This window comes from Rhizobium sp. CRRU65, from assembly GCF_048551595.1.
In the GTDB taxonomy this organism is placed as follows: Bacteria; Pseudomonadota; Alphaproteobacteria; order Rhizobiales; family Rhizobiaceae; genus Rhizobium; species Rhizobium leguminosarum_J.
This window is the reverse complement of record NZ_JBLYZH010000003.1, coordinates 204053-226407: the sequence shown is the minus strand read 5'-3', so window position 1 is coordinate 226407 and position 22355 is coordinate 204053. Positions and strand designations below refer to the sequence as shown.

Here is a 22355-nt window from a genome sequence, read left to right as displayed (position 1 = left end):
CGGCCTTTTTTGTATCCGCCGCCACACTATTCGGCATCGTGCTCTAGAGATGCGGGTTGCGCGGACGGTATTTCTTGACGAGCTTCTGGTTGATCTCGGCGGCACCCGGCATGTTGGCGCTGAGATAAATTGGCGCATCGCCGGATTTCGAAAGCTCCGAGGCGACTTCGGCGAAGATCGCATTGATGACGGTCACCCCGACGGCCGTCGAGACTGGCCCAACCCGGAGCCCCGTGCCTTCGAGATCGACAACGGCGTCACCCGGCGGCAGCCCGTTGTCGAGCACCACATCGGCCACGTCGGCAAGCCGCCGGCGGCCATTGGCGATCGCTGAGGAATAGGCGATCGACGTGATGGCAATCACCTTTGCGCCGATTTCGCGCGCATAGTCGGCGGCCTCGATCGGCGCGGCGTTCACGCCCGAATTGGAGGCGATGATGATGACATCGCCCGGCTGCATCCCGTAACGCTCCAGCATCGGCCGCACCAGGCCTTGCGTGCGCTCATAAACCGAACTGATGACCGCGCCCTCATGCAACATGGCCGAGCCGACGAGCACCGGCACGGTGAAGGCGAGCCCGCCGGCACGATAGTGCACCTCTTCCGCCAGCATATGCGAATGGCCGGTGCCGAAGACATAGACACGCTTGTCGCCTCGGGCAGCATCGAGGATGACGGCTGCTGCCTGCGCCATCGGCTGGGCAAGCGTCTGCTTCAGTTCCTCCAGCCGGCCGATGAGGTTGGAGAAATAGGCATCGGTAATGTCGGTCATCCCACTTCTCCTTGATTTTAGGCCGCTTCGCCGCTGAGCCAGGTGGCGGTGACGGCAAGCGCATCGGTGAGATGCACGAGATCGGCACGCGCGCCCGGCGAGAGATGGCCGCGATCGGCAAGCCTGAGAAACCGCGCGGGATAAAGGGTCGCCATGCGCAAGGCCTCGGCGAGCGTCAGGTCGAGATAGGTGACGCCGTAACGGATCGTCGAGATCATGTCGACATCGGAACCGGCCAGCGTGCCGTCGGACAGCACCAGCTTCGAGCAAAAGCCGCCCCTTTCACGCCGGACGGTGCGCCCGTTCAGCGTGAACGAATCCTTCTCCGACCCGACGAGCGACATCGCGTCGGTGACGAAGAACAGCTTGCCTTCGCCGCGTTTGGCGCGGAGCGCTGTGCGCAAGGCCTTCGGATCTACGTGATGGCCATCGGCGATGATGCCGCACCAGGTTGAGGGATGATCGATTGCCGCGCCGACAAGACCGGGCGCACGGTGTCCCAGCTGGCTCATGGCGTTGAAGAGATGCGTGACGCCCCGCGCGCCGGCATCGAAACGTTCTTCCGCCGCCTCGCTCGAACAATCGGAATGGCCGATGCTGACGGTGACGCCGGCTTCCGCAAGTTCGCGCACCTGGGCAACCGTCACCTGCTCGGCGGCCATGGTGACCAGCAGCGTGCCGATCGCCTCGCGCGCCCGGATGAAAGCCTTGACGTCGCGGTCCTCCACCGGCCGCATCAGTTCGGCCAGATGCGCGCCCTTCCTCGCGGGCGCCAAGTGCGGACCTTCGAGATGCAGACCGGCGACGCCGCGGTTCATTTTCACTGCCTCCTTGGCCGCCTCAATCGCGGCAATGGAGGCCTCTGATGTATCGGTGATCAGCGTTGGCAGCAGCGACGTCGTACCATAGGGCCGGTGCCCGCCGGCGATAATGTCCATCGAGGCGGCGGAAGGCTCGTCGTTCAGCATCCGCCCGGCGCCGCCATTGACCTGCGCATCGATGAAGCCGGCCGACAGAACACCACCGGCAAGCGTCACCACTTCGCCGTCCGGCAGATCGTTTCTCGCGACGATCGCTTCGACGCGGCCGCCGGCAACGATGAGGGCTTTGTCGTCATGGAAGTGCTCGCCGTCGAAGATGCGGGCGCCGAGGAAGATCTTGCGGACCATCAGACCGTCTCCGTCACCTTGAGCAGGTTTGCCGGCTTGTCGGGATCAAAGCCTTTGCGGCGCGTCACCGACTCGATCAGCCGGTAATAGACGAGCAGCGACACCAGCGGATCGACGAGGCCGTTGCCCGTCGTCGGCACGCGCAGATGGACACCGGAGAGCGGCTGCGTCGAGAAGCCGACGGTGGTGGCGCCGAGTTTCTGCAGGCGTTCCAGCGCTTGGACATTGTTGGCGAAGGCCGCATCGTCGGGCGCAAAGGCGACGATCGGGAAGCCCGGCTGCACCAGACGCATCGGACCATGCATCAGTTCCGCCAGCGAGAAGGCCTCGGCATGCAGGCCGGAGGTTTCCTTGGCCTTCAACGCCGCTTCGAGCGCGATCGCGAAAGCCGGGCCGCGGCCGGCCGTATAAAGCGAGGTCGCGTTGAAGAGCACCTCCTCGGCTGCCGCCGTGTCGATCCCGGCGGTCGCCGACAGTGCCTCCGGCAGCTTGCCGAGCGCAGCCGCCAAATCGGACGCACTGCCGATCGCAGCCGTTACCCCGGAAAGGGCTGCAACCGAGGCGATGAAGGATTTTGTCGCCGCGACACTCTTTTCCGCGCCGGCATTGAGACCGAGAACAATATCGGCCTGCTTCGCAAGTGGGCTGTCGGTGACGTTGACGACGGCGATCGTCGTCGCTCCGCCCTTCTTCGCCGCATCCTGCAGCGCGACGATGTCGGGGCTGGCACCCGACTGCGAGACGGTGAAATGGACACCGCCCTTCAGATGCAGCGCCGCACCATAGACGGAAGCGATCGACGGGCCGACCGAGGCGACCGGAACGCCGCAGGTGATCTCGAAGAGATATTTGAAAAAAGTGGCAGCGTGGTCCGAGGAGCCGCGCGCCGCCGTCGTCACCACGCTCGGGCGGGCGGACGAAAACAGCCGGGCGATCTCGGCAAAGACCGGTTTTTCCTTTTCGAGCAGCGTGGCCACCACCTCGGGCGATTGGCCGGCTTCCTGCAGCATCAGTGACTGGTTGTCATTCATAGGTCATCTCCGATTCTCAATTCGGCAACGAAATCATAGGCGTCGCCGCGATAATGCGAGCGGGTGTATTCGACGACGCGCTGGTCTTCCAGGCGCGAGACACGTTCGATCAGAAGCGCCGGCGCGCCTGATTTGACGTTCAGGATCGCCGCGGAGGACGGATCGAGCGTGACCGCCGTCAGCCGCTGCAGCGCGCGCACGGGCCGGTGGCCGCTGGCCGTTAGCGCATCGTAGAGCGATCCCTCGCCACCGGCGTCGTGCCCCAGGAACTTGATCGGCACCACAGCGCGTTCGATCGCCAGCGGCAGGCCATCGGCAAGGCGCAAGCGGTCAAGCCTCAGCACCGGCTCGTCGCCGCCGAGGCCGAGCAGGAAGGATTCCTCCGGCGACGGCGTGTTGACCGCCCGCGACAATATCCGTGCGGCCGGCAGACGCCCGCGCGAGCGCATGTCGGCGGAGAAGGAGGAAAGCCGCCACAGCGACTGTTCCATGCGTTCCACCCTGCTCGATACGAAAGTACCGCTTCCATGGCGCGATTCCAGTGCACCGGATGCCATCAGATCGCGATAGGCGGTGCGCACGGTGACACGGCCGAGCTTCAGAGCCTCGGCAAGGTCGCGCTCGCCCGGCAGCGCCGTGCCGGGCTTCAGTAGCCCTTCCTGAATGAGGCCAGTCAGCGTCTGCGCCAGCCGCTTGTAAAGCGGCCCGGTCAGTGCCTCGTCACGCAGGCCGCGGCTGTTCAGTTCCGCTATCAGACTGGTTCTATCCATGGGCACACAATAGAACCTATATAGAACCAATCGGCAAGTCGGAATCGAGCATGGAATCAAAAAACCCTCGCCAGGCGGACCGGCAAGGGTTTCATAGCGCTCAAATTTGACAGTCGTGCGTCCGCAGCGCCGCGCGTTTAGAAACGCGCCGGCGCTGGAGGATGCTCAGTTCTTGGTGAAGATATAATCCGTCTCCTGACGCAGCACTTCGCCGGGGCGCAGAACCGCATTCGGAAAACCTTGGTGGTTGATGGCATCTGGCCAGACCTGCGTCTCCAGGCAGAAGCCGGCGAACGGACCGTATTTGCGCCCGCCGATGCCCGGAGCCCCGGTGTCAAGCTTGAAGCCGGCATAGAACTGCACGCCTGGCTCGGTGCTGCGCACTTCCAGCGACACGCCGGAATAGAGGCTGCGGGCAAGCGCGACGCTCCGCTTGGCGGTGCGCTCGGCGGACAGGCAGAAATTATGGTCGTAGGACACTTGTTCGCTGCCGACGAAACGCTTCATCGGCGCCATCTCGCGGAAATCGAATTCCGTGCCCTCGACGGGACGGATTTCACCGGTCGGCACCTGCTTCTCATCGGTCGGCAGATAGTGATCGGCGGCTATCATGATGTCATGGCCAAGCGCATCTTCGCGGCCGTCGAGATTGAAATAGGCGTGCTGGCAGACATTGGCGAGCGTCGGCTGGTCGCTGGTCGATTCGTAGGTGATCGACAGTTCACCATTGCCATGCACCCGGAAAGTCGCCTGGATGGTGCAATTGCCGGGATAGCCGGCGCGGCCATCGGGATCGACGATCTTCAGTACTACGCGGTCGACGTCATGCTCGACGATCGTCCAGTTGCGTTTGGCGATATTGTCGCTGCCGCCATGCAGATGCGTCACGCCGTTTTCATTCAGTTCGAGCTGATAGTCCTTGTCGTCAAGCATGAACCTGCCGCCGCCGACGCGGTTGGCGCAGCGGCCGGGCGTCGCGCCGAAATAGGATGAATAGAGGGGGTAGCTGTCGAAATCGTCGAAGCCGAGCTGCAGCGGCGCGTCATGTCCCTCGAGACGCAGATCCTGGATGACCGCGCCCCAGCTCAGGATCTTGGCCGTCAGCCCGCCGCCCTTGATCTCGACCCGATAGACGGTCTCACCCGCCTTCGTCTGCCCGAAAACGTCCCGCTCCAACTTATCCGACATGATCGTCCGTCCATTCTATCTCTGCTGCAAATTCCGCAATTCGGAATCGATTTGGGGAATTTGCAGCGATTCAAAGTGTGCATTGCACGTCCGACGAAGGCGCGCGGCGTGGTAGGGTTCAGGACAGGAACCTGCCCGGATTTGCTTCGATCCGCAACCGGCGGATCAGAAAGAAAAGCCGCAGCAGCAATGCGGCGGAACCAGCTCGCGGCGCGCTCGGCAACGGTCAGAGGTCGGTGCCGATCTCTTCCACATCAAAGGGTGTCGTCTGGTAGATTTCGTTGATCCAGTTGCCGAACAAAAGATGCGCATGGCTGCGCCAGCGGTTCTGCGGCGCAAGCGCCGGATCGTTATGCGGAAAGTAATTGTGCGGCATCTTGATCGGCACCCCGGCATTGACGTCGCGGAAATACTCGTCGGAAAGCGAGGTGGAATCATATTCGACATGGTTGAACATGTAGAGCCGCCGGCCTCTCTTCTCGTGCACGAGGCAGACGCCCATTTCGCTCGACTCCATCAGGATCTCCAGGCTTTCGGATTTCTCGATATCGGCGCGGCGCACTTCGGTCCAGCGCGACACCGGCACTTCGAAATTGTCGGAAAAGCCGTTGAGATAGATCGAGGAAGGTTTCAGATTCCGGTGGCGGTAGACGCCGAAGGCCTTCTCTTTCAGCTCGTATTTCGGAACGCCGTGAAAATGATAGACCGCCGCCATCGCGCCCCAGCAGACGTTCATCGTCGAATGGACATTCGTTTCCGTCCAGTCGAGAATCTCCTGCATCTCCGCCCAATAGGTGACGTCCTCATAGGGCAAAAGCTCGATCGGCGCCCCGGTGATGATGAAGCCGTCGAACTTGCGGTGCTTTACCTCCTCCCAGGTCTGGTAGAAGGCAAGCAGATGGTCCTCGGACGTATTCTTCGCCTTGTGGCCGCCGATACGGACAAGCGACAGCTCCACCTGCAGCGGCGAGGCGCCGACGAGGCGGGCCATCTGCAGTTCGGTCTTGATCTTGTTCGGCATGAGATTGAGCAGCCCGATCTGCAACGGTCGGATATCCTGACGGATCGCCAACGTCTCGGTCATCACCCGCACACCCTCCTGAACCAGGGTTTCGAAGGCGGGCAGCGTATCGGGGATCTTGATGGGCATTGCGGTCACTCGATCAAAAACAAAAAACCGGCGGCGACAAAAATCGCTACCGGTCCGCACGCGGCCCTTTAGCGACTTTTTTAACGTGGCTGCAAGCCGGCCGGCCAAATCACCACGGAGGCCTTAATTAGACCCAGTCTGATTGCGAATCAACTGGCGAAAACATGCAGGAGAAACTCATGCAAGCATCATCACACTTTAATGACTGATAGAATCTGTTGATAGACCGGTAACGCCACCATGTTATTTATAGGGGCATGGGCGATTTGGAAAAGCGTAATGGCAGATAAGATCGAGAGGAAGCCGGGCATCAGAAGGCAGGATAGGGTAGGGTATGATTTAAGCCTGACATATCGCCTCGGCGTCATGTTCTCAGCATTCTGGAATTCGGAAGTGCGTGGCAAGGTGCTGTTTCTGGCCACCGTGCTGATCCTCGTCATCCTGGCGACGTCCTACGGCCAGGTCATCCTGAACGAGTGGAATGCTCCTTTCTACGACTCGCTGGAGCGCCGCGACCTCGGCGAATTCTTCCACCAGCTCGAAATCTTCGCGATGATCGCCGGCACGCTGCTGCTGCTCAACGTGCTGCAGGCCTGGCTGAATCAGATGACGGCGCTCTATATGCGCGAAGGTTTGTCGCGCGACCTGGTCGACCAGTGGCTGAAGCGCAAGCGAGCGCTGCGGCTCGCCTCCAGCGGCCTGATCGGCGTCAATCCGGACCAGCGTCTGCACGAGGATTCCCGCAACCTTGCCGAAAGCACGACGGGATTGGTTCTCGGCCTGCTGCAGTCTACCATTCTTCTGGTGAGCTTCATCGGCGTGCTCTGGGAGCTTTCGAGCGGCTTCATCTTCCGCATCAGCGGCCATAGCTTCTCCATTCCAGGCTACATGGTCTGGGCAGCGATTTTCTATGCCGCTTCCGCCTCGGTGCTGAGCCAGGTGGTCGGCCGCAAGCTGGTGAAGCTCAATGCCGACCGTTTTTCGAAAGAAGCCGAGCTTCGCTTCACGCTGATGCATGCCAATGAGAACATGCCGGCAATTACCGTTGCCCGCGGCGAGGAGAACGAGCGTCGGCGCATCAACACCGATATCAGCTCGGTCCTGACAGTCGTCAAGCGGCTTGCTATGGCCAATACCAATCTCACCTGGGTTTCGGCCGGCTATGGCTGGCTGGTGATCGTCATTCCGATCATCGTTGCCGCCCCCGCCTATTTCTCCGGCGGACTCACCCTCGGCCAGCTGATGATGTCCGTCGGTGCCTTCAACCAGGTCAACACGGCGCTGCGCTGGTATGTGTCCAATTTCGGCCCGATCGCCGAATGGCGCGCCACGCTGATGCGCGTCACCGATTTCCGCCAAGCGCTGGTCGAGATGGAAGAGGACTTCGACCTGAAGGACAGCATCGCCTATGAAAACGCCGCGCCCGACACGCTGACGCTTAAGGACGTGGTGATCGTCGCCAAGATCGGCGAAGACATCGAGGAATGCGGCGGTTTCCGTCTGCGTGAAACCAATGTCGTGATCAAGGCCGGCGAAAAAATCATGATCAACGGCGATCACAGCGTCAATCGCAAGCTGCTGTTCCAGGCGATGGCCGGCCTCTGGCCGTGCGGCAGCGGCACGATAGGCCTGCCGCCAATCGACGACATGCTCTTCGTTCCCCAGCTCGCCTATGTCCCCGGCGGCTCACTGCGCGAGGCGCTGGCCTTTCCCGAACGTCCCGAAGCCTACGAGAAAGCCGACGTCGAGGCGGCCCTCGACAAGGTTGGTCTGCATTCACTGATCGCAAGGCTCGAAACCCGCGCCCGCTGGGACAAGCTGCTCGACAGCGACCAGCAGAAAGCGATCGGATTTGCCCGGCTGCTACTCGTACGCCCGCGCTGGATCATCTTCGACGAAGTGCTGGAAGGCATGGAGCCGGAATTGCAGGAAACAATGGCCAAACTGCTTACCTCGATGCCCGAAAGCGGCATGATCTATATCGGCCGCTCCGAGGCCTATCTCGAGGCGCTGAAGCCGCGCGTACTGCATCTGCAGGCGCTGCCGTCAACATCCGAGGAGCCACCTGTCGTCCAGACCGGCGCCAGCGCCAGTGTTGGCGCTGCCGCCGTGCCCGCGCCGGCGCTTTGATGCGTGCCGCCCAAAACTGGGTAGCGGTTTTGGGATAACGATATGCGTGAGACAGAGATTTGAAGGCCGCCGGTCACATCGGCGGCACGATACCGTTGAGGCCGACGGCAATCTGGCTGGCCGAGATGCTGCCATCCGCCGCCTTCTCGCCGGCGACGACGACGCCGGCGCCGGGTTTCAGATCATCCTTGGTCGCAGGCGCCAACGTCACGATCGGCGTGCCATCGGCAATGGTGATGGTCTTTTCCTTGCCCTGATAAGTCAGCGTGATCGTGTGGCCGTCGACGGATTTGACGGCGTTGCTGACAGTCGCGTTGGTCATCTGGCTGTTCGGCTGCGCATCCCAGGGACGGTTGCCCTCACCGGTTCCCTTCATCGACGCCGGAAAGATCAGCACCTCGATCGCCCCGTCCGGGCCCGTGCCCTTCGGAAGCGAAGCGACGCCGACGAAATCGCCGGGTTTGATATCCTCGACCGAAGCTTTTTTGATGCCGCCGACCTTCCAGCCGGGTTTCAGCGCGACCGTCGCATCACTGCCCTCGCGCGTCTTGACGACGAGCGTATCGCCGCTGAGGCTTTCTATGGCGCCGCGAACACGAATGCGCTGGGCATCCTGCGCCTGTGCAGCTTGCGACAGGGCAAGCGCCATGAGGCTGCCGGCGACAAACGCCGTGAGAATTCCGGAATAAGGCTTGCGAGACATATGACTTTTCCTTGTCGCCATTGCGATCGGCAATATCCCCGGCTGCCGGACGGCACCTTATGCCGCCGGGCGACACACTGACGAATCAAGGAAAAGTGAGCCTTCAGCCTCGAGAAAATCTCAGCCTTCCAGCTCTTCCCGCAGCATTTCGAGCGCCAGCCACTCCTCTTCCATGTCAGTCAGGCTGCCGCGCAGTTTTTCCATCTCGCCGGCAAGCCGGTTGAAAGCTGCGGGATCGCGCGTGAAAAGATTGGGATCTGCCATCACCTGTTCGCGCTTTGCGATTTCCGCTTCGGCCTTCGCCATTTCCTTTGGCAGGTTTTCCAGTGCGAATTTCTGCTTAAAGGAGAGCTTGACCTTCGAGCTGCTTGAAGCTGTTGCTTGCTGGGTCTTCGGCTTCTCCGCCGCCTTCTCGGCCCTCTTACGCTCCTCGAGCGCGCCCTTGCGCTGTACAAGCATGTCCGAGTAGCCGCCGGCATATTCGATCCAGCGACCATCAGGCGCATCCGGCACAGCGGGTGCGATCGTCGAGGTCACGGTGCGGTCGAGGAAATCGCGGTCGTGGCTGACGAGAATGACGGTGCCGGGAAAACCGGCGACAATCTCCTGCAGGAGATCGAGCGTTTCGATATCGAGATCGTTGGTCGGCTCGTCGAGAATCAAGAGGTTCGTCGGGCGCGAAAGGATGCGCGCCAGCATCAGCCGGGCGCGTTCGCCGCCGGAGAGGTTTCTGATCGGCGTACGCGCCTGTTCCGGCTGGAACAGAAATTCCTTCATGTAGCCGGTGACATGGCGCTGCTCGCCGTTTACGAGCAGGTTTTCGCCGCGCCCATCCGTCAGATAGTTGGCAAGCGTATCCTCGGGGTCGAGATCCTCGCGTTTCTGGTCGAGCGTCGCGATCTCCAGATTGGTGCCGAGCTTGACGATGCCGCTATCGGGTGAAAGCTGCCCGGTCAGCATCTTCAGCAGCGTCGTCTTGCCGGCGCCGTTCGGTCCGACGAGACCAATGCAGTCGCCGCGATGCACGCGTATCGAAAACGGCGTGACGATAGCCCGCTCACCGAAGCTCTTGGTGATCTTGTCGGCCTCGATCACCAGCTTGCCGGATTCCTGCGCGTCCGAAACCGTCGCCTGCACCGTGCCCTGCGGTCCCTTGTGGCCGCGATAGTTCGAGCGCATCGTCTGCAACTCGCCGAGACGGCGCATGTTACGCTTGCGCCGCGCCGTGACGCCGTAGCGCAGCCAGTGCTCCTCGCGCTCGATCGACTTGCCGAGCTTGTGCTGTTCCAGTTCCTCGGCCTCCAGCACCTGGTCGCGCCAGGCTTCGAAATGCGCAAAGCCTCTCTCGAGCCGGCGCGAGGTGCCGCGGTCGAGCCAGACGGTTGCCGTCGAGACCTTTTCGAGGAAACGCCGGTCGTGCGAGATCAGCACCAAGGCGCTGCGCGTCTTTTGCAGCTCGCCTTCCAGCCATTCGATGGTCGGCAGGTCAAGATGGTTGGTCGGTTCGTCGAGCAGAAGAATGTCCGGCTCCGGTGCCATAACCCGGGCAAGGGCTGCGCGCCGTGATTCGCCACCGGACAGCATTTTGGGGTCTTCATCGCCGCTCAGCCCGAGATGCGACAGCAGATAGGTGACACGATAGGGGTCATCGCCTGGCCCGAGGCCGGCCTCGGCATAGGCCTGCACAGTGTTGAAGCCGGCAAAATCCGGCGCCTGTTCGAGATAGCGCACCGTCGCGGACGGATGACGGAAGACCTCGCCGGACTGCGCCTCGACCAGGCCGGCGGCAATCTTCAGCAGCGTCGATTTTCCCGAGCCGTTACGCCCGACGAGACAGATTTTGTCACCGGGCTCGATCTGCAGGTTAGCACCCGCCAGAAGCGGTGCGCCGCCGAAGCTCAGGAAGATATCGTCGAGTTTCAGAATGGGAGGGGCCAAAAATCAGACTCCGGAAAGATCATAGGGCCGGGCGAGCACGATTGCCCGGCCGCTGCGGAGCGAAAAGCGAACCTTGCCTTCCGCAACATTGGAAATGGTGCGCGACGAGCCGAAAGGCAGATGGAAATCTGCCAGCGGATAACGCGCATTCTCGATGGTAAGCCCTCTCAGCTCGCTGAATCCGGGCACCGAAAACAGGCTGCCTTTGGGAAGGTCAAGTTCGATCGTACCGGCAACCAGCGGAACGGCCTCTTCCTTGCCCGAGGTCAGCAGCAGGTCGAAACCCTCTTCAGCCAGGCTGACGGCCGACAGCAGATGCTGAAACGCGTGGTCGGAACGTTCACCGCCGAGCGCACCGGCGAGGATCAGCCGCCGCGCGCCCCGCGCGATTGCTTCCGACACTGCGATTTCGCCGTCCGTTGCCGCCTTCGCTGCCGGATAGGGCTGTTTCGGCACATCGGGAAATGCACCCGCGAGATCATCAGGTGTCGAATCGAAATCACCGACCCAGAGCTCCGGCGTAATACCGAGTGCTGCCGCATGCCGCATGCCGCCATCGGCCGCAATGAAGCGGCTGTCTTCGGTGGCATGGCGCAGGCGCTCCGTCAGGCTAAGTTCGCCGCCAAGGAGAATGGTGAAGGTGGATTGGCTCATGGGCATTGCCCTTAGCGCAAACGAGGGGTCGAGGGGAAGGGCCGGCGAACGACCGCGTCTGCCTCAGCCCGGCGTATCCTTGTCGCGCGACAGGAAAACCGCCTCGTAGCCGCCGATGAAGCGCTCGAAAAGCGCTGCGAAGCGCTCGACATCTTCCTGCGGCCAGTCGGAAACGATCCCGGAAATGATCGCAAGCTTCTGCGCGACGATCTCGGCAAGCAGATCCTGGCCGACCTCGGTCATGACGACGACGATCCGCCGCGCATCGGCCTGCGAGGCCTCACGGCGCAATACGTTGCGCCCGACCATGTCGGCCACCACCCGGCTTGCCCGTGACGGATCGATGCGCAGCATCTCCGCGATCATGCCGACTGTGACCTCGCCGGCAGGCTGCGCCCTGCGCACGGCATCGAGCACGTCGAGATGCGAAAGCTCGAGGCCCGGTGCAGCACTCTGGATCGCCAGCCGGCCGATCAGCCGCCGCCCGGTCATCAGCCGCATGCGCGCCATGCTCCGGCCGATACGCGACACGTTTTCACGACCCGGCTCGGCCGGTTCCACGGAAAGGGTCTTGGTCAGGACGTCGCTCATCACAGGACCATAACAGAGCCGATTCAAAAATTGAATATGCCGATGTCATTAATATGCCATTGACAATTATATGCTGTTAGCACATAAAAGCGCATCAACCCGGAACGATGCCTCCCATGGACATGCAACTCGCGCCTGCGCCACTCGTGACGGATCCTCGTCGCCGGCTTATCCTCTTCTTCTTCCTGATGACCGCCATGTTCATGGCGACGCTTGATAATCAGATCGTCTCCACGGCGCTGCCGACGATCGTCGGCGAATTCGGCCATCTCGAGCGCTTCGGCTGGATCGGCTCGGCCTATCTCCTGTCACTGAGCGCCGTCATGCCGGTCTACGGCAAGCTCGGCGATCTGTTCGGCCGCAAATACGTGATGATGACCGCGATCATGATCTTCACCGTCGGATCGACAGTCTGCGGCCTTGCGGTCTCGATGGACACGCTGATCGCCGCCCGCGTGCTGCAGGGCCTTGGCGGCGGCGGCATCATGGTGTCGATCTTCGCCGTCAACGCCGACCTGTTCGAGCCGCGCGAGCGGGCGCGCTACCAAAGCTATTCCAGCCTCGTGCTGATGGCATCGGGCGCGATCGGCCCGGTGCTCGGCGGTACGATGAGCGATCTCTTCGGCTGGCGCTCGATCTTCCTCGTCAACGTGCCGATCGGCTTCATCGTGCTCGCCGGCCTTGCCTTCATGCTGCCGTACCGCAAACCGCATCGTCGCCCCAAGATCGATTATGCCGGTGCGCTCCTGCTTGCCATGACGACGACAAGCATCGTGCTTGCCACCGACAGCAGCGAATTGTTCGGCGCATTGATCTCGCCGGAGAGTATCGGCATCGTCGCCTTCGGCGTCGTCTGCGCCGTCACCTGGGTGTTCGTCGAGCGCCGCGCGCCGGAACCGATCGTTCCCCTGCAGCTGTTTCGCAATTCGACCTTCAGCCTGCTCCTGGTGATCTCGATCATGGGCGGCGCGATCGCCATCGGCATGGTCAATTATCTCGCTCTCTTCCTGCAGACCACGACCGGCCTTTCGCCGTCTGCCGCCGGCCTGCTCTTCATCCTTCTGACCGGCGGCCTCGTCTGCGGGTCGCTTTCCGCAGGCCGCATCATCTCGAAGACGGGGCGCTACAAGCCCTTCGCCATCGCCAGCCTCACCTGCAGCGCCATCGCCTTTGCGCTGATGTCGCAGATCCACGCCGGAACGCCGATCGCCTTCATCGGCGCGGTCATGATGCTGCACGGCATCGGCATCGGCCTTGCCCAGCAGGTTCCCGTCATCGGCGTACAGAATGCAGCACCCGCCCGCGACGTCGGCGCCGCCACCGGCTCGGTGACGCTGTCGCGCATGGGCGGCGCCTCGATCGCCATTTCCATCTATGGCGCCATCATCGCCTCTGAGCTCGGCAAGGTCGGCGTCTCCATTCCTGGCGTCGCCGATATCAAGCAGCTGACGCCGAAAATGATGGCCGCCCTTCCCGAAGCGAGCCGCCAAGCGGTCGCCGATACCTATGCCGCCGCATTCTCGCCGCTCTTCATGACCTCCTGCGCCATTGCGCTGATCGGCCTTGCCGCCGCCATCATGCTGAAACCCGTGCAACTGCCCCGTACCGGCGAGACGATAAAGCCGCAACCGGCGACGGCGGAAGCTGCCGAATAGTCGAATCGTCACGCGAGAGAATGCTTTATCAGGAGGCGTTCTCTCTCGACGTGCATACATCAAAGGTTGCGATTTTCTCGCAAGACTGTCGCTATCGAGCCGGTTGCTTCAATCGGGCCGTTCTTTTTCCGCACCGCCGACGAATCTCGGCTTTGTGACGGAACTTTCGCCATAATTTCATCCGAGCGAAGGGAAGCCTTAATGCCTGAGGCTTGCTAAAATGCAACGGCGCCACATTTAAACAGAGTCTCGCTATGCAACCGATGCGTAAATCAGCTACAGCAACGACTTGTATTGGCCGATTGTGCAGCGCGAGATCAGGGGTGCGCACCTGTTGAATTCCCCTTGCCACGGTCGGTCCGAATCTGCGGCAAACCGGCAAAACAGCGACATGATGCGGAGAAACAGACTGGACAGCTTGACGACGTGGAAATCCCCCGCGCTTTCCAGTGATGCCATTTCCGCGCCGTGGCGCTTCGCGCGTCGCATGATGCTGCTTTCGGCCGTCGCAATGGCGCTGAATGGCTGCCAAACGCTGATCGACCAATCCTATCAGCCGAGTGTTTTGCCGTCTTCCAATCCACAGATCGTCGACGAGGTGCAGAAAAACGACCCGCGCGCGGCGATGGGCGCCCGCGAGCATCCGCGCATCGTGGCAAGCTACGGCGGCGAATACAAGGACGCCAAAACCGAGCGCCTCGTCGCCCGCATCGCCGGCGCGCTGACGGCGGTGTCGGAAAATCCGAGCCAGTCCTACCGCATCACCATCCTGAATTCGCCGGCGATCAACGCCTTTGCGCTGCCGGGCGGTTATCTCTACGTCACCCGCGGCCTGCTCGCCCTTGCCAACGACGCTTCGGAAGTTGCCGCCGTGCTGTCGCACGAAATGGGCCATGTGACGGCGAACCACGGCATCGAGCGGCAGAAGCGCGAAGAGGCTGAGGTTATCGCCAGCCGCGTCGTCGCCGAAGTCCTTTCCAGCGACATCGCCGGCAAGCAGGCGCTTGCCCGCGGCAAGCTGCGGCTCGCCGCCTTCTCCCGCCAGCAGGAGCTGCAGGCCGATGTCATCGGTGTGCGCATGCTCGGCGAAGCTGGCTATGATCCCTATGCCGCTGCCCGTTTCCTCGATTCGATGGCGGCTTACAGTCGCTTCATGTCGGTTGATCCCGAAGCCGACCAGAGCCTCGACTTCCTGTCGAGCCATCCGAATTCGGCGCAACGTATAGAGCTTGCCCGCACCCACGCCCGCGCCTTCGGCCAGGAAGGCTCGGTCGGCGACAAGGGCCGCGATTATTATCTCGACGGCATAGACGGACTGCTCTACGGCGACAGCCCGGAAGAAGGCTATGTGCGCGGCCAGACCTTCCTGCATGGGGGTCTCGGCATCCGCTTCGACGTGCCGCCGGATTTCCACATCGACAACAAGGTCGAAGCGGTGATGGCCACCGGCCCGAACGACATTGCCGTCCGCTTCGACGGCGTCGCCGACAATCAGAACCAAAGCCTCACCAACTATATCTCCAGCGGCTGGGTAACCGGGCTCGACCCGTCGACCATCCAACCGATCACCATCAACGGCATGGAAGCGGCCACCGCGCGCGCCAGCGCCGACCGCTGGGATTTCGATGTGACCGTGATCCGCAACAATTCGCAGATCTTCCGTTTCCTGACCGCCGTGCCGAAAGGCAGCGGCGCCCTTGAGCCAACGGCGAATGTGCTGCGCGCGAGTTTCCGCCGCATGACGCCGGCAGAGGCCGCCTCGCTGAAACCGCTGCGCATCCGCGTCGTCACCGTCCGGCCGGGTGAGAACATCTCGACGCTCGCCGCCCGCATGATGGGCACAGACCGCAAGCTCGATCTCTTCAAGCTCATCAATGCCCTGCCCACGGGTGCAGCCGTTTCTATAGGCGATCGCGTCAAGATCATCGCCGAATAAAAAAGGCCCGGCTTGCGCCGGGCCAGTCTGTGCTGCTGGAGGGGATAAAACATCTCGCGCAAAACTGTGCGGCGGTTTTGCGACAACGAGCTAAATCGGCGACGCGCTTTCGGTTCAGGCGTAGGCCGCCATATGCGGATCGGCGCTGACGAGCGCGCTGCGAAGCTTCTCCATCGCTCGGCTTTCGATCTGACGCACGCGCTCCTTGGAAATACCGAGATCGGCACCGAGCTCTTCGAGCGTGGCACCGTCTTCCGCCAGACGCCGGGCGCTGATGATCTTCATCTCGCGTTCGTTGAGATGTTTCAGCGCCGAGGCGAGCCAGACGCGGCGGCGCTCGCCGTCGATCATGTTGGACACCTGCTCGTCCGGCAGGGGATCGTCGCTGACGAGGAAGTCCATCTTTTCCGCGCTCTCGGCATCGCCGGAGACCGAAGGCGCCTGCAGCGAGGCGTCGTTGCCGGAAAGCCTGGCATCCATCGTCTGTACATCCGAGAGGCTGACGCCGAGGGCCGCGGCGATTTCCTGGTGAATGGATTGCAGCGTCAGCTGCGTGTCTCCCTTGGCGAGCTTGGCACGCAGACGGCGCAGATTGAAGAACAGCGCTTTTTGCGCCGAACTCGTACCGCCGCGCACGATCGACCAGTTGCGCAGGATATAATCCTGGATAGATGCCCTGATCCACCAACTTGCATAGGTGGAAAAGCGCACGTCGCGTTCCGGCTCGAAGCGGGCGGCGGCCTCGAGCAGACCGACATAGCCCTCCTGGACCAGATCGCTCATCGGCAGACCGAAATTGCGGAACTTGCCGGCCATGGATATGACGAGGCGCATATGGGCCATGGCAATCTGGTTGCGCGCGCCGCGGTCGTCATGATCCTTCCAGCGGGTGGCGAGATCGTGCTCTTCCTGACGGGCGAGATAAGGCGCGGCCATCGCGATTTTGATCATGCGCCGATCTGCAGACATGTTCTTCATTTCGATCTCCCGAAACAGGCCTCTCGCCCTGAAATGAACAATAAAACTCACCGTCCGGAACATCGCTGTCCGGATTCAATGGGGTTCTGAATGCATAAAAGCCTCGCCCCTGGACTTTTCAGGGGGAGGCCCTACTTTTCATCATGTGCCGGTAAGACGGCTGGGCAGGATCTGTTTCTTCACCTTGCCGGATGGGCAATATAGAAAAGGCATGATCCGCTCCTCATCGAACATTGACGGAATAGCAGTTCGCCCGTGAGGCCATTGCCCGACGAGCAGTCCGCAATTACGTGTGATAAACGTGGCAGTCGGGAAAAAGTTCCAATAAAAAAACCCGGCTCGAAGGCCGGGTTTTTTGATAGAAAACAGGGGTCGCTTTATGCGGCTTCGTCCTGTGAATCATCTTCTTCGATCGCCTTGCCGCGCTTCGGACCCTTGTTGAGATTGGTCTCGACGAGGCGGACGGCTTCGGTTTCCGACATCTTGTTGACCGCGGCGATTTCGCGCGCCATGCGGTCGAGCGCAGCTTCATAAAGCTGGCGTTCGGAATAGGACTGTTCAGGCTGGTTCTCGGCACGATAGAGATCGCGCACGACTTCAGCGATGGAAATCAGGTCGCCGGAATTGATCTTGGCATCATATTCCTGGGCGCGGCGGGACCACATGGTGCGCTTGACGCGCGCCTTGCCCTGCACGACCTTCAAAGCACGCTCGACGAAATCCGTTTCCGAAAGCTTGCGCATACCAATGCTCATCGCCTTCGCGACCGGAACCTTCAGACGCATCTTGTCCTTCTCGAAATCGATAACGAAAAGTTCGAGCTTCATGCCGGCAACTTCTTGCTCTTCGATAGCGGTGATGGTACCGACGCCATGAGCGGGGTAGACGATCGATTCACCGGTCTTGAAGCCGTGACGTGCTGTAGAAGGTTTTTTCTGCTGAGTCGTCATTCTATTCAAAAACTCCCTGTTACGCTTCCGGCGGCGGCCGGAGCCGGGTCAGTCAGGCCCGGGTGAGACGGTAGCATCCGTCGGGTGACTTCACTCTGGTCCCATCGGGCAAAAGCAAAGACTTCTTGCGCACGATCTTGGGACCCGGCGCTCAAAGCGTTGATATGTCACGGAAACCGTGTACGGATTTGTTTTGCTTTCGTGATGGTTTTGGGCATGCGTCATGCCACAAATGGAACAGTAGACGAAACCTATCATAAAAATATGAGGAAATCAATAATTTGCTTCGCTTGAGTCATGCGGGCAACACATGTCACCCATATGCCTCACGCAGCTTTTAAAACGTTTTGCCCTACGGTCGCCCGAACCCGGTGACCGAATGTAGGCGCTGTCTCAATCGCCGGAACCGGGCTTTTCGGAAAAATACTTCTCGAATTTTCCGGTCTCGCCATCCATTTCCTTGGCCTCGGGCAACGGATCCTTCTTGACCGTGATATTCGGCCAGATCGTGGCATATTCGGTATTGATCTTCAGCCATTTGTCGAGGCCCGGCTCGGTATCTGGCTTGATCGCCTCGGCGGGACATTCCGGTTCGCAGACGCCGCAATCGATGCATTCGTCGGGATGGATGACGAGGAAATTCTCGCCCTCATAGAAGCAGTCGACAGGGCAGACTTCCACGCAATCGGTGTATTTGCACTTGATGCAATTGTCGGTCACGACATAGGTCATGAAGAACTCCAGGATTTCCATGCGGATGGGGCCGGGCAACCTGGAACGTCGCGCCTATCCCCGTGCCGGAGGAAAAGCGTGAGCAGGATTGGGAGAGCACGCACGCTTCCGGCAGGTTGTCAGTGACCTATCGGCTTTAACGCCGGATTTCAAGGATAAACGATCTGCAAAAGCCGCCGCCGCAGACAGAGTTTTCTAATCCTCGTCCGACATCAGCCTGTCGATTGCACGTCTTTCCTTTTTGGTCGGACGGCCGGTGCCGGTCGCCCGGATCGCCTGCTCGTAGGGCGTGAGACGTTTTGCCTCATCCGGCGGCGGAGACTGGTCGTCGTAGAGCAGGCGCGCCTCCTCGTAAGGACCGCGCCGCTCGCCGGCAAGGCGCATGACGAGAACGACATCGCGCCGCTCCAGCTTCAGCTCGATACGGTCGCCCGGCTTGATCATCTGGCTCGGATGGTTGCAGCGCTCGCCGTTGATGCGCACATGGCCCGATTGGATATGGCTCTGCGCCAGCGAGCGCGACTTCACCATGCGCGCGAAGAACAGCCACTTGTCGATGCGCTGGCGCGAACCGCTTGTCGGCTGTGTCTCCCCGCTCATGATTACTTCTTCATCTGCTCCTTGAGAGCTGCGAGCTTGGCGAAAGGCGAATCCGGATCAATCGGCTTCTCCTTGCGCGGTGGCTTGGCCTCGAAGCGCAGCGGCTGCGAGCCACCACGATTGTTGTTGCGGTCGTTACGATCGTTACGATCGCCGCGATCCTTGCGATCGCCACGGTCCTGCCGGTCGCCGCGCGGCTGGTCGCCCCGTGGCTGGTTGTTGCGGTCGCCTCTTGCCTGCTGCGGCCGGCCGCCATCGCGACCGCCGCCTTCCTTGCCGCGGTTCTGGCGATTGTTGTCGCGGCCGTCGCCATTGCGATTGCCCTCGCCGCCTTCACCGCCGCCCGGCCGGCGATTGCGGTCGCCGCGCTCCTGGTTTTGACCGCGCTGCTCGCCCTGGCCGCCACGGCGTTCGCCATGGCCGCCGCGCGCCTGGCGCTGATTGTCGTTGCGGCCGCCAAGACGCCACAGAAGAACCGGCTTCGGTTCCGCCGGCTCGCCGGCTTCCCCAGAAGCAGCTACTGCTTCATCGGAAGCCAATACCGCTTCCGCAGGAGCGGAGGTTTCTTCGGCAGCTGAGGCTTCCGCCGGAGCGGATACCTCGATCGCTTCGGCCGGAGCGTCGCTTTCGCCCGCTTCGGTCACCGGCGCTTCGGCGACCGCCGAAGCCGCCTCGGTTGCGGATGGCTCGGCGGCAGTCTCTTCCGCCGCGCCATCGGCATCGTCGTGATCGGCCTTCTCGGCTGTCTCTTCCGCAGGCGTTTGTGCGCTGGCGGCAGGCACCGAGGCCACATCCTGCGCTGCAAGATGGAGTGATGCCTCTTCCGCCTTCACGGCATCGGCGCGATAGCCGAGACCCTTGAGGATTTCTTCCATGTCCTCGAGCGTCGCACCGAGGATCGACAGCATCGCCGTCGTCGTCGTGAAGCGGCGGCCATCATAGGCGCCCTCCGGACGGTGGTTTTGGCCGGGCTTCCATTGCAGCAGCGGACGGATGATATCGGCCAGCCGTTCCAGGATGTCGATGCGTACGGCACGTTTGCCGAGGAAACGGAAGCCGGCGAGCTTGTAGAACATCCGCTCGAAGGTCGGATCCGTGACGACGGAGGTGCGGCCGGCGGCAAGCACCGGAATGAGATCGCCGTAGCCGGGCTTGTCGAGACCGTCGTTCTTCAGCGCCCAGAGCAGCGTGATGAGCTCGGCCGGCGCCGGCTTCAGAAGTGCGGGAACGAAGATGTGATAGGCGCCGAAACGCACGCCGTAGCGGCGCATGGAGGCACGGGCCTCCTGGTCCAGCGACTTCACCTCCTCGGTCACGTCGCGGCGGAACAGCACCCCGAGATTCTCGACGAGCTGGAAGGCAAGCCCTTTGGCAAGGCCCTGCAGATCTTCGGCGCGCGACAGATCATCGAGCGGCTTCAGCACCGTGCTGATATGATGATTGACGAAGCGCTCGATGCGGGCGGCAACGTGATCGCGGGCATTGCCCGTCAGCTGTTCGTCGGCCAGCAGGATCACGCGCGGACGCATGATGTGATCGCTGCCCGAAAGCCGCGCCACCGGGTCGCCCAGCCAACGGATCAACCCATCCGAACCGATCACAAGATCGCTGTTGCCGGCGGCATGCATCCGGGCCGCGCGGGCTTCGAACTCGAGCCCGAGCGCCTTCTGCGACGCAGCCTGAACCGCCTTGGCATCCGGTCCGTCCGTTCCCGCCACCGGCGTGAAACGGAACCCGCTCAATTGCCCTACATGATGTCCTTCAACAAAGACATCGCCATTCACACTGATTTCAGCTTCCAGCATCGCATTCTCTCTCAGGCGCTTCATGAGCACAGATGTCCTGCGATCAACAAAGCGTTTCGTCAACCTTTCATGTAACGCGTCGGACAATCGATCTTCGATTTCCCGCGTCTTTTCCTGCCAGTGTGTCGGATCGGCAAGCCAACCGGGCCGATTCGAAACGTAGGTCCAGGTCCTTATCTGCGCGATTCGCGCCGAAAGCGTGTCAATTTCCCCATCTGTTCGATCGGAGCGATGAACCTGCTCCGCAAGAAACTGCTCATTCACCGTGCCATAGCGGACAAGATCGGAAAAGAGGGTCGAGATAAGATCGGCATGTTGTGCTGGGGTGATACGCCGATAATCGGGAAGCGCGCAAGCCTCCCAGAGTTTTTCGACCCGCGCCGGCCTGTCGGCGAGATCGATGACCTCGGGATAGCGCGAAAGCTGTTCCAGCGCCTGCTGGTCGACCGCAGGCAGCGCCCGCGTCAGCCCCGGCACGCGCGGTCCCACCTCAAGGCTGGCGCGCAGCGATGCGATTGAGGAGAAGTCCATCTCCGTCGTCCGCCACTGCAAAACCTTGACGTTGTCGAACTCGTGCCCCTCGATGCGCTGCACCAGCTCATCGTCGAAGGGCGAGACCTGTCCGGTGACGCCGAAGGTCCCGTCCCGCACGTGCCGCCCGGCGCGCCCGGCGACCTGGCCGAGTTCGCCTGGATTGAGATTGCGGAACTGGTAACCGTCGAACTTCCGATCCTGGGCAAAGGCAACGTGATCAACATCGAGGTTGAGGCCCATGCCGATCGCATCGGTCGCCACCAGATATTCGACGTCGCCTGCCTGATAGAGTGCCACCTGCGCATTGCGGGTGCGCGGGCTGAGCGCGCCAAGCACGACCGCCGCGCCGCCGCGCTGCCGGCGGATGAGCTCGGCGATGGCATAGACCTCGTCGGCGGAGAAGGCGACGATGGCCGAACGCTGCGGCAGCCGGGTGATCTTCTTCTGCCCGGCGTAGAAAAGATGCGAAAGCCGCGGCCGCTCGACGATAGTGATGCCGGGCAGGAGCTGCTGCAGGATCGGCCGCATCGTCGCCGCGCCGAGCAGCAGCGTTTCCTCGCGGCCGCGCAGATGCAGGATACGGTCGGTGAAGATATGGCCACGCTCGAGATCGCCGGCGAGCTGCACCTCGTCGATCGCGACGAAGGCGGCCCTGGTCTCGCGCGGCATCGCTTCGACAGTGCAGACGGAAAAACGGGCATTGGGCGGCGAAATCTTTTCCTCGCCGGTGACCAGCGCCACATTCTGTGCGCCGACCTTCTCCACCACCCGCGTATAGACCTCGCGCGCCAGCAGCCGGAGCGGCAGGCCGATCACGCCCGTCCCGTGCGCAACCATGCGCTCGATGGCATAATGGGTCTTGCCGGTATTGGTCGGTCCGAGCACCGCGGTCACACCGCGCCCACTCAGAATCATCGGCTGCGAAATCAGAGTCATGAGTCCATGCAAATGAGGCGGGGTGGCCCCAGAAAATCTCGGCTCCTCGATGGAAGCTGGACAACACATGGACAGCTGCCGTCGCAAACGCAAGGGCAGATTTCAAAATGCCTCGGGGATTACGACCTTTGCG

The 22355-nt window shown here is 61.7% G+C and carries 18 protein-coding genes and 1 riboswitch; of the genes, 3 read left to right on the top strand and 15 right to left on the bottom strand.

Going from position 1 to position 22355, the window contains the following annotated elements; all coding sequences use genetic code 11:
• Positions 1 to 43 precede the first annotated feature (43 nt).
• The 6 genes from ACM5SV_RS07365 to metA form a co-directional block, all read right to left on the bottom strand.
• The gene (locus ACM5SV_RS07365; RefSeq protein WP_012759421.1) at positions 44 to 772 is read right to left on the bottom strand and encodes an SIS domain-containing protein; all 729 of its coding nucleotides are present in this window, start codon (positions 770 to 772) and stop codon (positions 44 to 46) included.
• A 17-nt stretch (positions 773 to 789) separates the two neighbouring features.
• Complete coding sequence (nagA, locus tag ACM5SV_RS07360; RefSeq protein WP_222016807.1) at positions 790 to 1941, bottom strand: N-acetylglucosamine-6-phosphate deacetylase; 1152 nt, start codon at positions 1939 to 1941, stop codon at positions 790 to 792.
• Complete coding sequence (locus tag ACM5SV_RS07355; RefSeq protein ID WP_221969935.1) at positions 1941 to 2972, bottom strand: SIS domain-containing protein; 1032 nt, start codon at positions 2970 to 2972, stop codon at positions 1941 to 1943. Before ACM5SV_RS07355 ends, nagA begins: the two co-directional genes overlap by 1 nt.
• The gene (locus ACM5SV_RS07350; protein ID WP_003543751.1) at positions 2969 to 3742 is read right to left on the bottom strand and encodes a GntR family transcriptional regulator; all 774 of its coding nucleotides are present in this window, start codon (positions 3740 to 3742) and stop codon (positions 2969 to 2971) included. The genes ACM5SV_RS07355 and ACM5SV_RS07350 overlap by 4 nt, the downstream gene beginning before the upstream one ends.
• A 165-nt stretch (positions 3743 to 3907) precedes the next feature.
• Positions 3908 to 4930, bottom strand: coding sequence for an aldose epimerase family protein (locus tag ACM5SV_RS07345; protein ID WP_222016809.1), 1023 nt, complete (start codon positions 4928 to 4930; stop codon positions 3908 to 3910).
• Between the two features lie 226 nt (positions 4931 to 5156).
• On the bottom strand, positions 5157 to 6080 hold the full coding sequence (gene metA, locus ACM5SV_RS07340; protein WP_222016811.1) for a homoserine O-acetyltransferase MetA: 924 nt from the start codon (positions 6078 to 6080) through the stop codon (positions 5157 to 5159).
• A 48-nt stretch (positions 6081 to 6128) separates the two neighbouring features.
• A riboswitch (SAM riboswitch) is annotated at positions 6129 to 6206 on the bottom strand.
• Between the two features lie 114 nt (positions 6207 to 6320).
• Here metA and ACM5SV_RS07335 point away from each other — a divergent pair.
• On the top strand, positions 6321 to 8210 hold the full coding sequence (locus tag ACM5SV_RS07335; protein ID WP_222016814.1) for an ABC transporter ATP-binding protein/permease: 1890 nt from the start codon (positions 6321 to 6323) through the stop codon (positions 8208 to 8210).
• Between the two features lie 73 nt (positions 8211 to 8283).
• Here the strand turns inward: ACM5SV_RS07335 and ACM5SV_RS07330 are convergent, their stop codons facing one another.
• The 4 genes from ACM5SV_RS07330 to ACM5SV_RS07315 form a co-directional block, all read right to left on the bottom strand.
• Complete coding sequence (locus tag ACM5SV_RS07330; protein WP_221969950.1) at positions 8284 to 8913, bottom strand: DUF5666 domain-containing protein; 630 nt, start codon at positions 8911 to 8913, stop codon at positions 8284 to 8286.
• A gap of 120 nt (positions 8914 to 9033) precedes the next feature.
• A complete protein-coding gene (locus ACM5SV_RS07325; protein ID WP_222016816.1) occupies positions 9034 to 10851 on the bottom strand; it encodes an ABC-F family ATP-binding cassette domain-containing protein in 1818 nt (605 codons plus the stop codon).
• A gap of 3 nt (positions 10852 to 10854) precedes the next feature.
• The gene (locus tag ACM5SV_RS07320) at positions 10855 to 11511 is read right to left on the bottom strand and encodes a thiamine diphosphokinase (protein WP_222016819.1); all 657 of its coding nucleotides are present in this window, start codon (positions 11509 to 11511) and stop codon (positions 10855 to 10857) included.
• Between the two features lie 57 nt (positions 11512 to 11568).
• Positions 11569 to 12096 carry a MarR family winged helix-turn-helix transcriptional regulator gene (locus tag ACM5SV_RS07315; protein WP_221969956.1) on the bottom strand — a complete coding sequence of 176 codons (528 nt, stop codon included), beginning with the start codon at positions 12094 to 12096 and terminating at the stop codon, positions 11569 to 11571.
• A gap of 116 nt (positions 12097 to 12212) precedes the next feature.
• Here ACM5SV_RS07315 and ACM5SV_RS07310 point away from each other — a divergent pair, with 116 nt between their 5' ends.
• Positions 12213 to 13751: an MDR family MFS transporter gene (locus ACM5SV_RS07310; RefSeq protein ID WP_419425170.1), complete on the top strand. Its 1539-nt coding sequence runs from the start codon at positions 12213 to 12215 to the stop codon at positions 13749 to 13751.
• 391 nt (positions 13752 to 14142) lie between these two features.
• Positions 14143 to 15687 (top strand): M48 family metalloprotease, encoded by a 1545-nt coding sequence (locus tag ACM5SV_RS07305; protein WP_222016824.1) that lies wholly within the window; start codon positions 14143 to 14145, stop codon positions 15685 to 15687.
• Positions 15688 to 15801: 114 nt separating this feature from the next.
• On the opposite strand, the gene ACM5SV_RS07300 is transcribed toward ACM5SV_RS07305, so the two are convergent.
• From ACM5SV_RS07300 to ACM5SV_RS07280, 5 genes are all read right to left on the bottom strand, one after another.
• On the bottom strand, positions 15802 to 16665 hold the full coding sequence (locus ACM5SV_RS07300) for an RNA polymerase factor sigma-32 (protein ID WP_012759432.1): 864 nt from the start codon (positions 16663 to 16665) through the stop codon (positions 15802 to 15804).
• A gap of 377 nt (positions 16666 to 17042) precedes the next feature.
• Positions 17043 to 17615 carry a CarD family transcriptional regulator gene (locus tag ACM5SV_RS07295; RefSeq protein WP_003543775.1) on the bottom strand — a complete coding sequence of 191 codons (573 nt, stop codon included), beginning with the start codon at positions 17613 to 17615 and terminating at the stop codon, positions 17043 to 17045.
• A 393-nt stretch (positions 17616 to 18008) separates the two neighbouring features.
• A complete protein-coding gene (gene fdxA / locus ACM5SV_RS07290; RefSeq protein ID WP_003567552.1) occupies positions 18009 to 18347 on the bottom strand; it encodes a ferredoxin FdxA in 339 nt (112 codons plus the stop codon).
• 195 nt (positions 18348 to 18542) lie between these two features.
• Positions 18543 to 18947 carry an RNA-binding S4 domain-containing protein gene (locus ACM5SV_RS07285; protein WP_222016827.1) on the bottom strand — a complete coding sequence of 135 codons (405 nt, stop codon included), beginning with the start codon at positions 18945 to 18947 and terminating at the stop codon, positions 18543 to 18545.
• A gap of 2 nt (positions 18948 to 18949) precedes the next feature.
• Positions 18950 to 22222 carry a helicase-related protein gene (locus ACM5SV_RS07280; protein ID WP_222016830.1) on the bottom strand — a complete coding sequence of 1091 codons (3273 nt, stop codon included), beginning with the start codon at positions 22220 to 22222 and terminating at the stop codon, positions 18950 to 18952.
• Between the last annotated feature and the right edge of the window lie 133 nt (positions 22223 to 22355).

Coding starts and splice junctions, on each gene's coding strand:
- ACM5SV_RS07355 (WP_221969935.1), bottom strand. CDS start 2,972: ATGAATGACAACCAGTCACTGATGCTGCAGGAAGCCGGCCAATCGCCC.
- ACM5SV_RS07345 (WP_222016809.1), bottom strand. CDS start 4,930: ATGTCGGATAAGTTGGAGCGGGACGTTTTCGGGCAGACGAAGGCGGGT.
- ACM5SV_RS07330 (WP_221969950.1), bottom strand. CDS start 8,913: ATGTCTCGCAAGCCTTATTCCGGAATTCTCACGGCGTTTGTCGCCGGC.
- metA (WP_222016811.1), bottom strand. CDS start 6,080: ATGCCCATCAAGATCCCCGATACGCTGCCCGCCTTCGAAACCCTGGTT.
- ACM5SV_RS07300 (WP_012759432.1), bottom strand. CDS start 16,665: ATGAAGAACATGTCTGCAGATCGGCGCATGATCAAAATCGCGATGGCC.
- ACM5SV_RS07310 (WP_419425170.1), top strand. CDS start 12,213: ATGGACATGCAACTCGCGCCTGCGCCACTCGTGACGGATCCTCGTCGC.
- ACM5SV_RS07365 (WP_012759421.1), bottom strand. CDS start 772: ATGACCGACATTACCGATGCCTATTTCTCCAACCTCATCGGCCGGCTG.
- ACM5SV_RS07280 (WP_222016830.1), bottom strand. CDS start 22,222: ATGACTCTGATTTCGCAGCCGATGATTCTGAGTGGGCGCGGTGTGACC.
- ACM5SV_RS07315 (WP_221969956.1), bottom strand. CDS start 12,096: ATGAGCGACGTCCTGACCAAGACCCTTTCCGTGGAACCGGCCGAGCCG.
- fdxA (WP_003567552.1), bottom strand. CDS start 18,347: ATGACCTATGTCGTGACCGACAATTGCATCAAGTGCAAATACACCGAT.
- ACM5SV_RS07350 (WP_003543751.1), bottom strand. CDS start 3,742: ATGGATAGAACCAGTCTGATAGCGGAACTGAACAGCCGCGGCCTGCGT.
- ACM5SV_RS07285 (WP_222016827.1), bottom strand. CDS start 18,947: ATGAGCGGGGAGACACAGCCGACAAGCGGTTCGCGCCAGCGCATCGAC.
- ACM5SV_RS07305 (WP_222016824.1), top strand. CDS start 14,143: ATGATGCGGAGAAACAGACTGGACAGCTTGACGACGTGGAAATCCCCC.
- ACM5SV_RS07335 (WP_222016814.1), top strand. CDS start 6,321: ATGTTATTTATAGGGGCATGGGCGATTTGGAAAAGCGTAATGGCAGAT.
- ACM5SV_RS07320 (WP_222016819.1), bottom strand. CDS start 11,511: ATGCCCATGAGCCAATCCACCTTCACCATTCTCCTTGGCGGCGAACTT.
- nagA (WP_222016807.1), bottom strand. CDS start 1,941: ATGGTCCGCAAGATCTTCCTCGGCGCCCGCATCTTCGACGGCGAGCAC.
- ACM5SV_RS07295 (WP_003543775.1), bottom strand. CDS start 17,615: ATGACGACTCAGCAGAAAAAACCTTCTACAGCACGTCACGGCTTCAAG.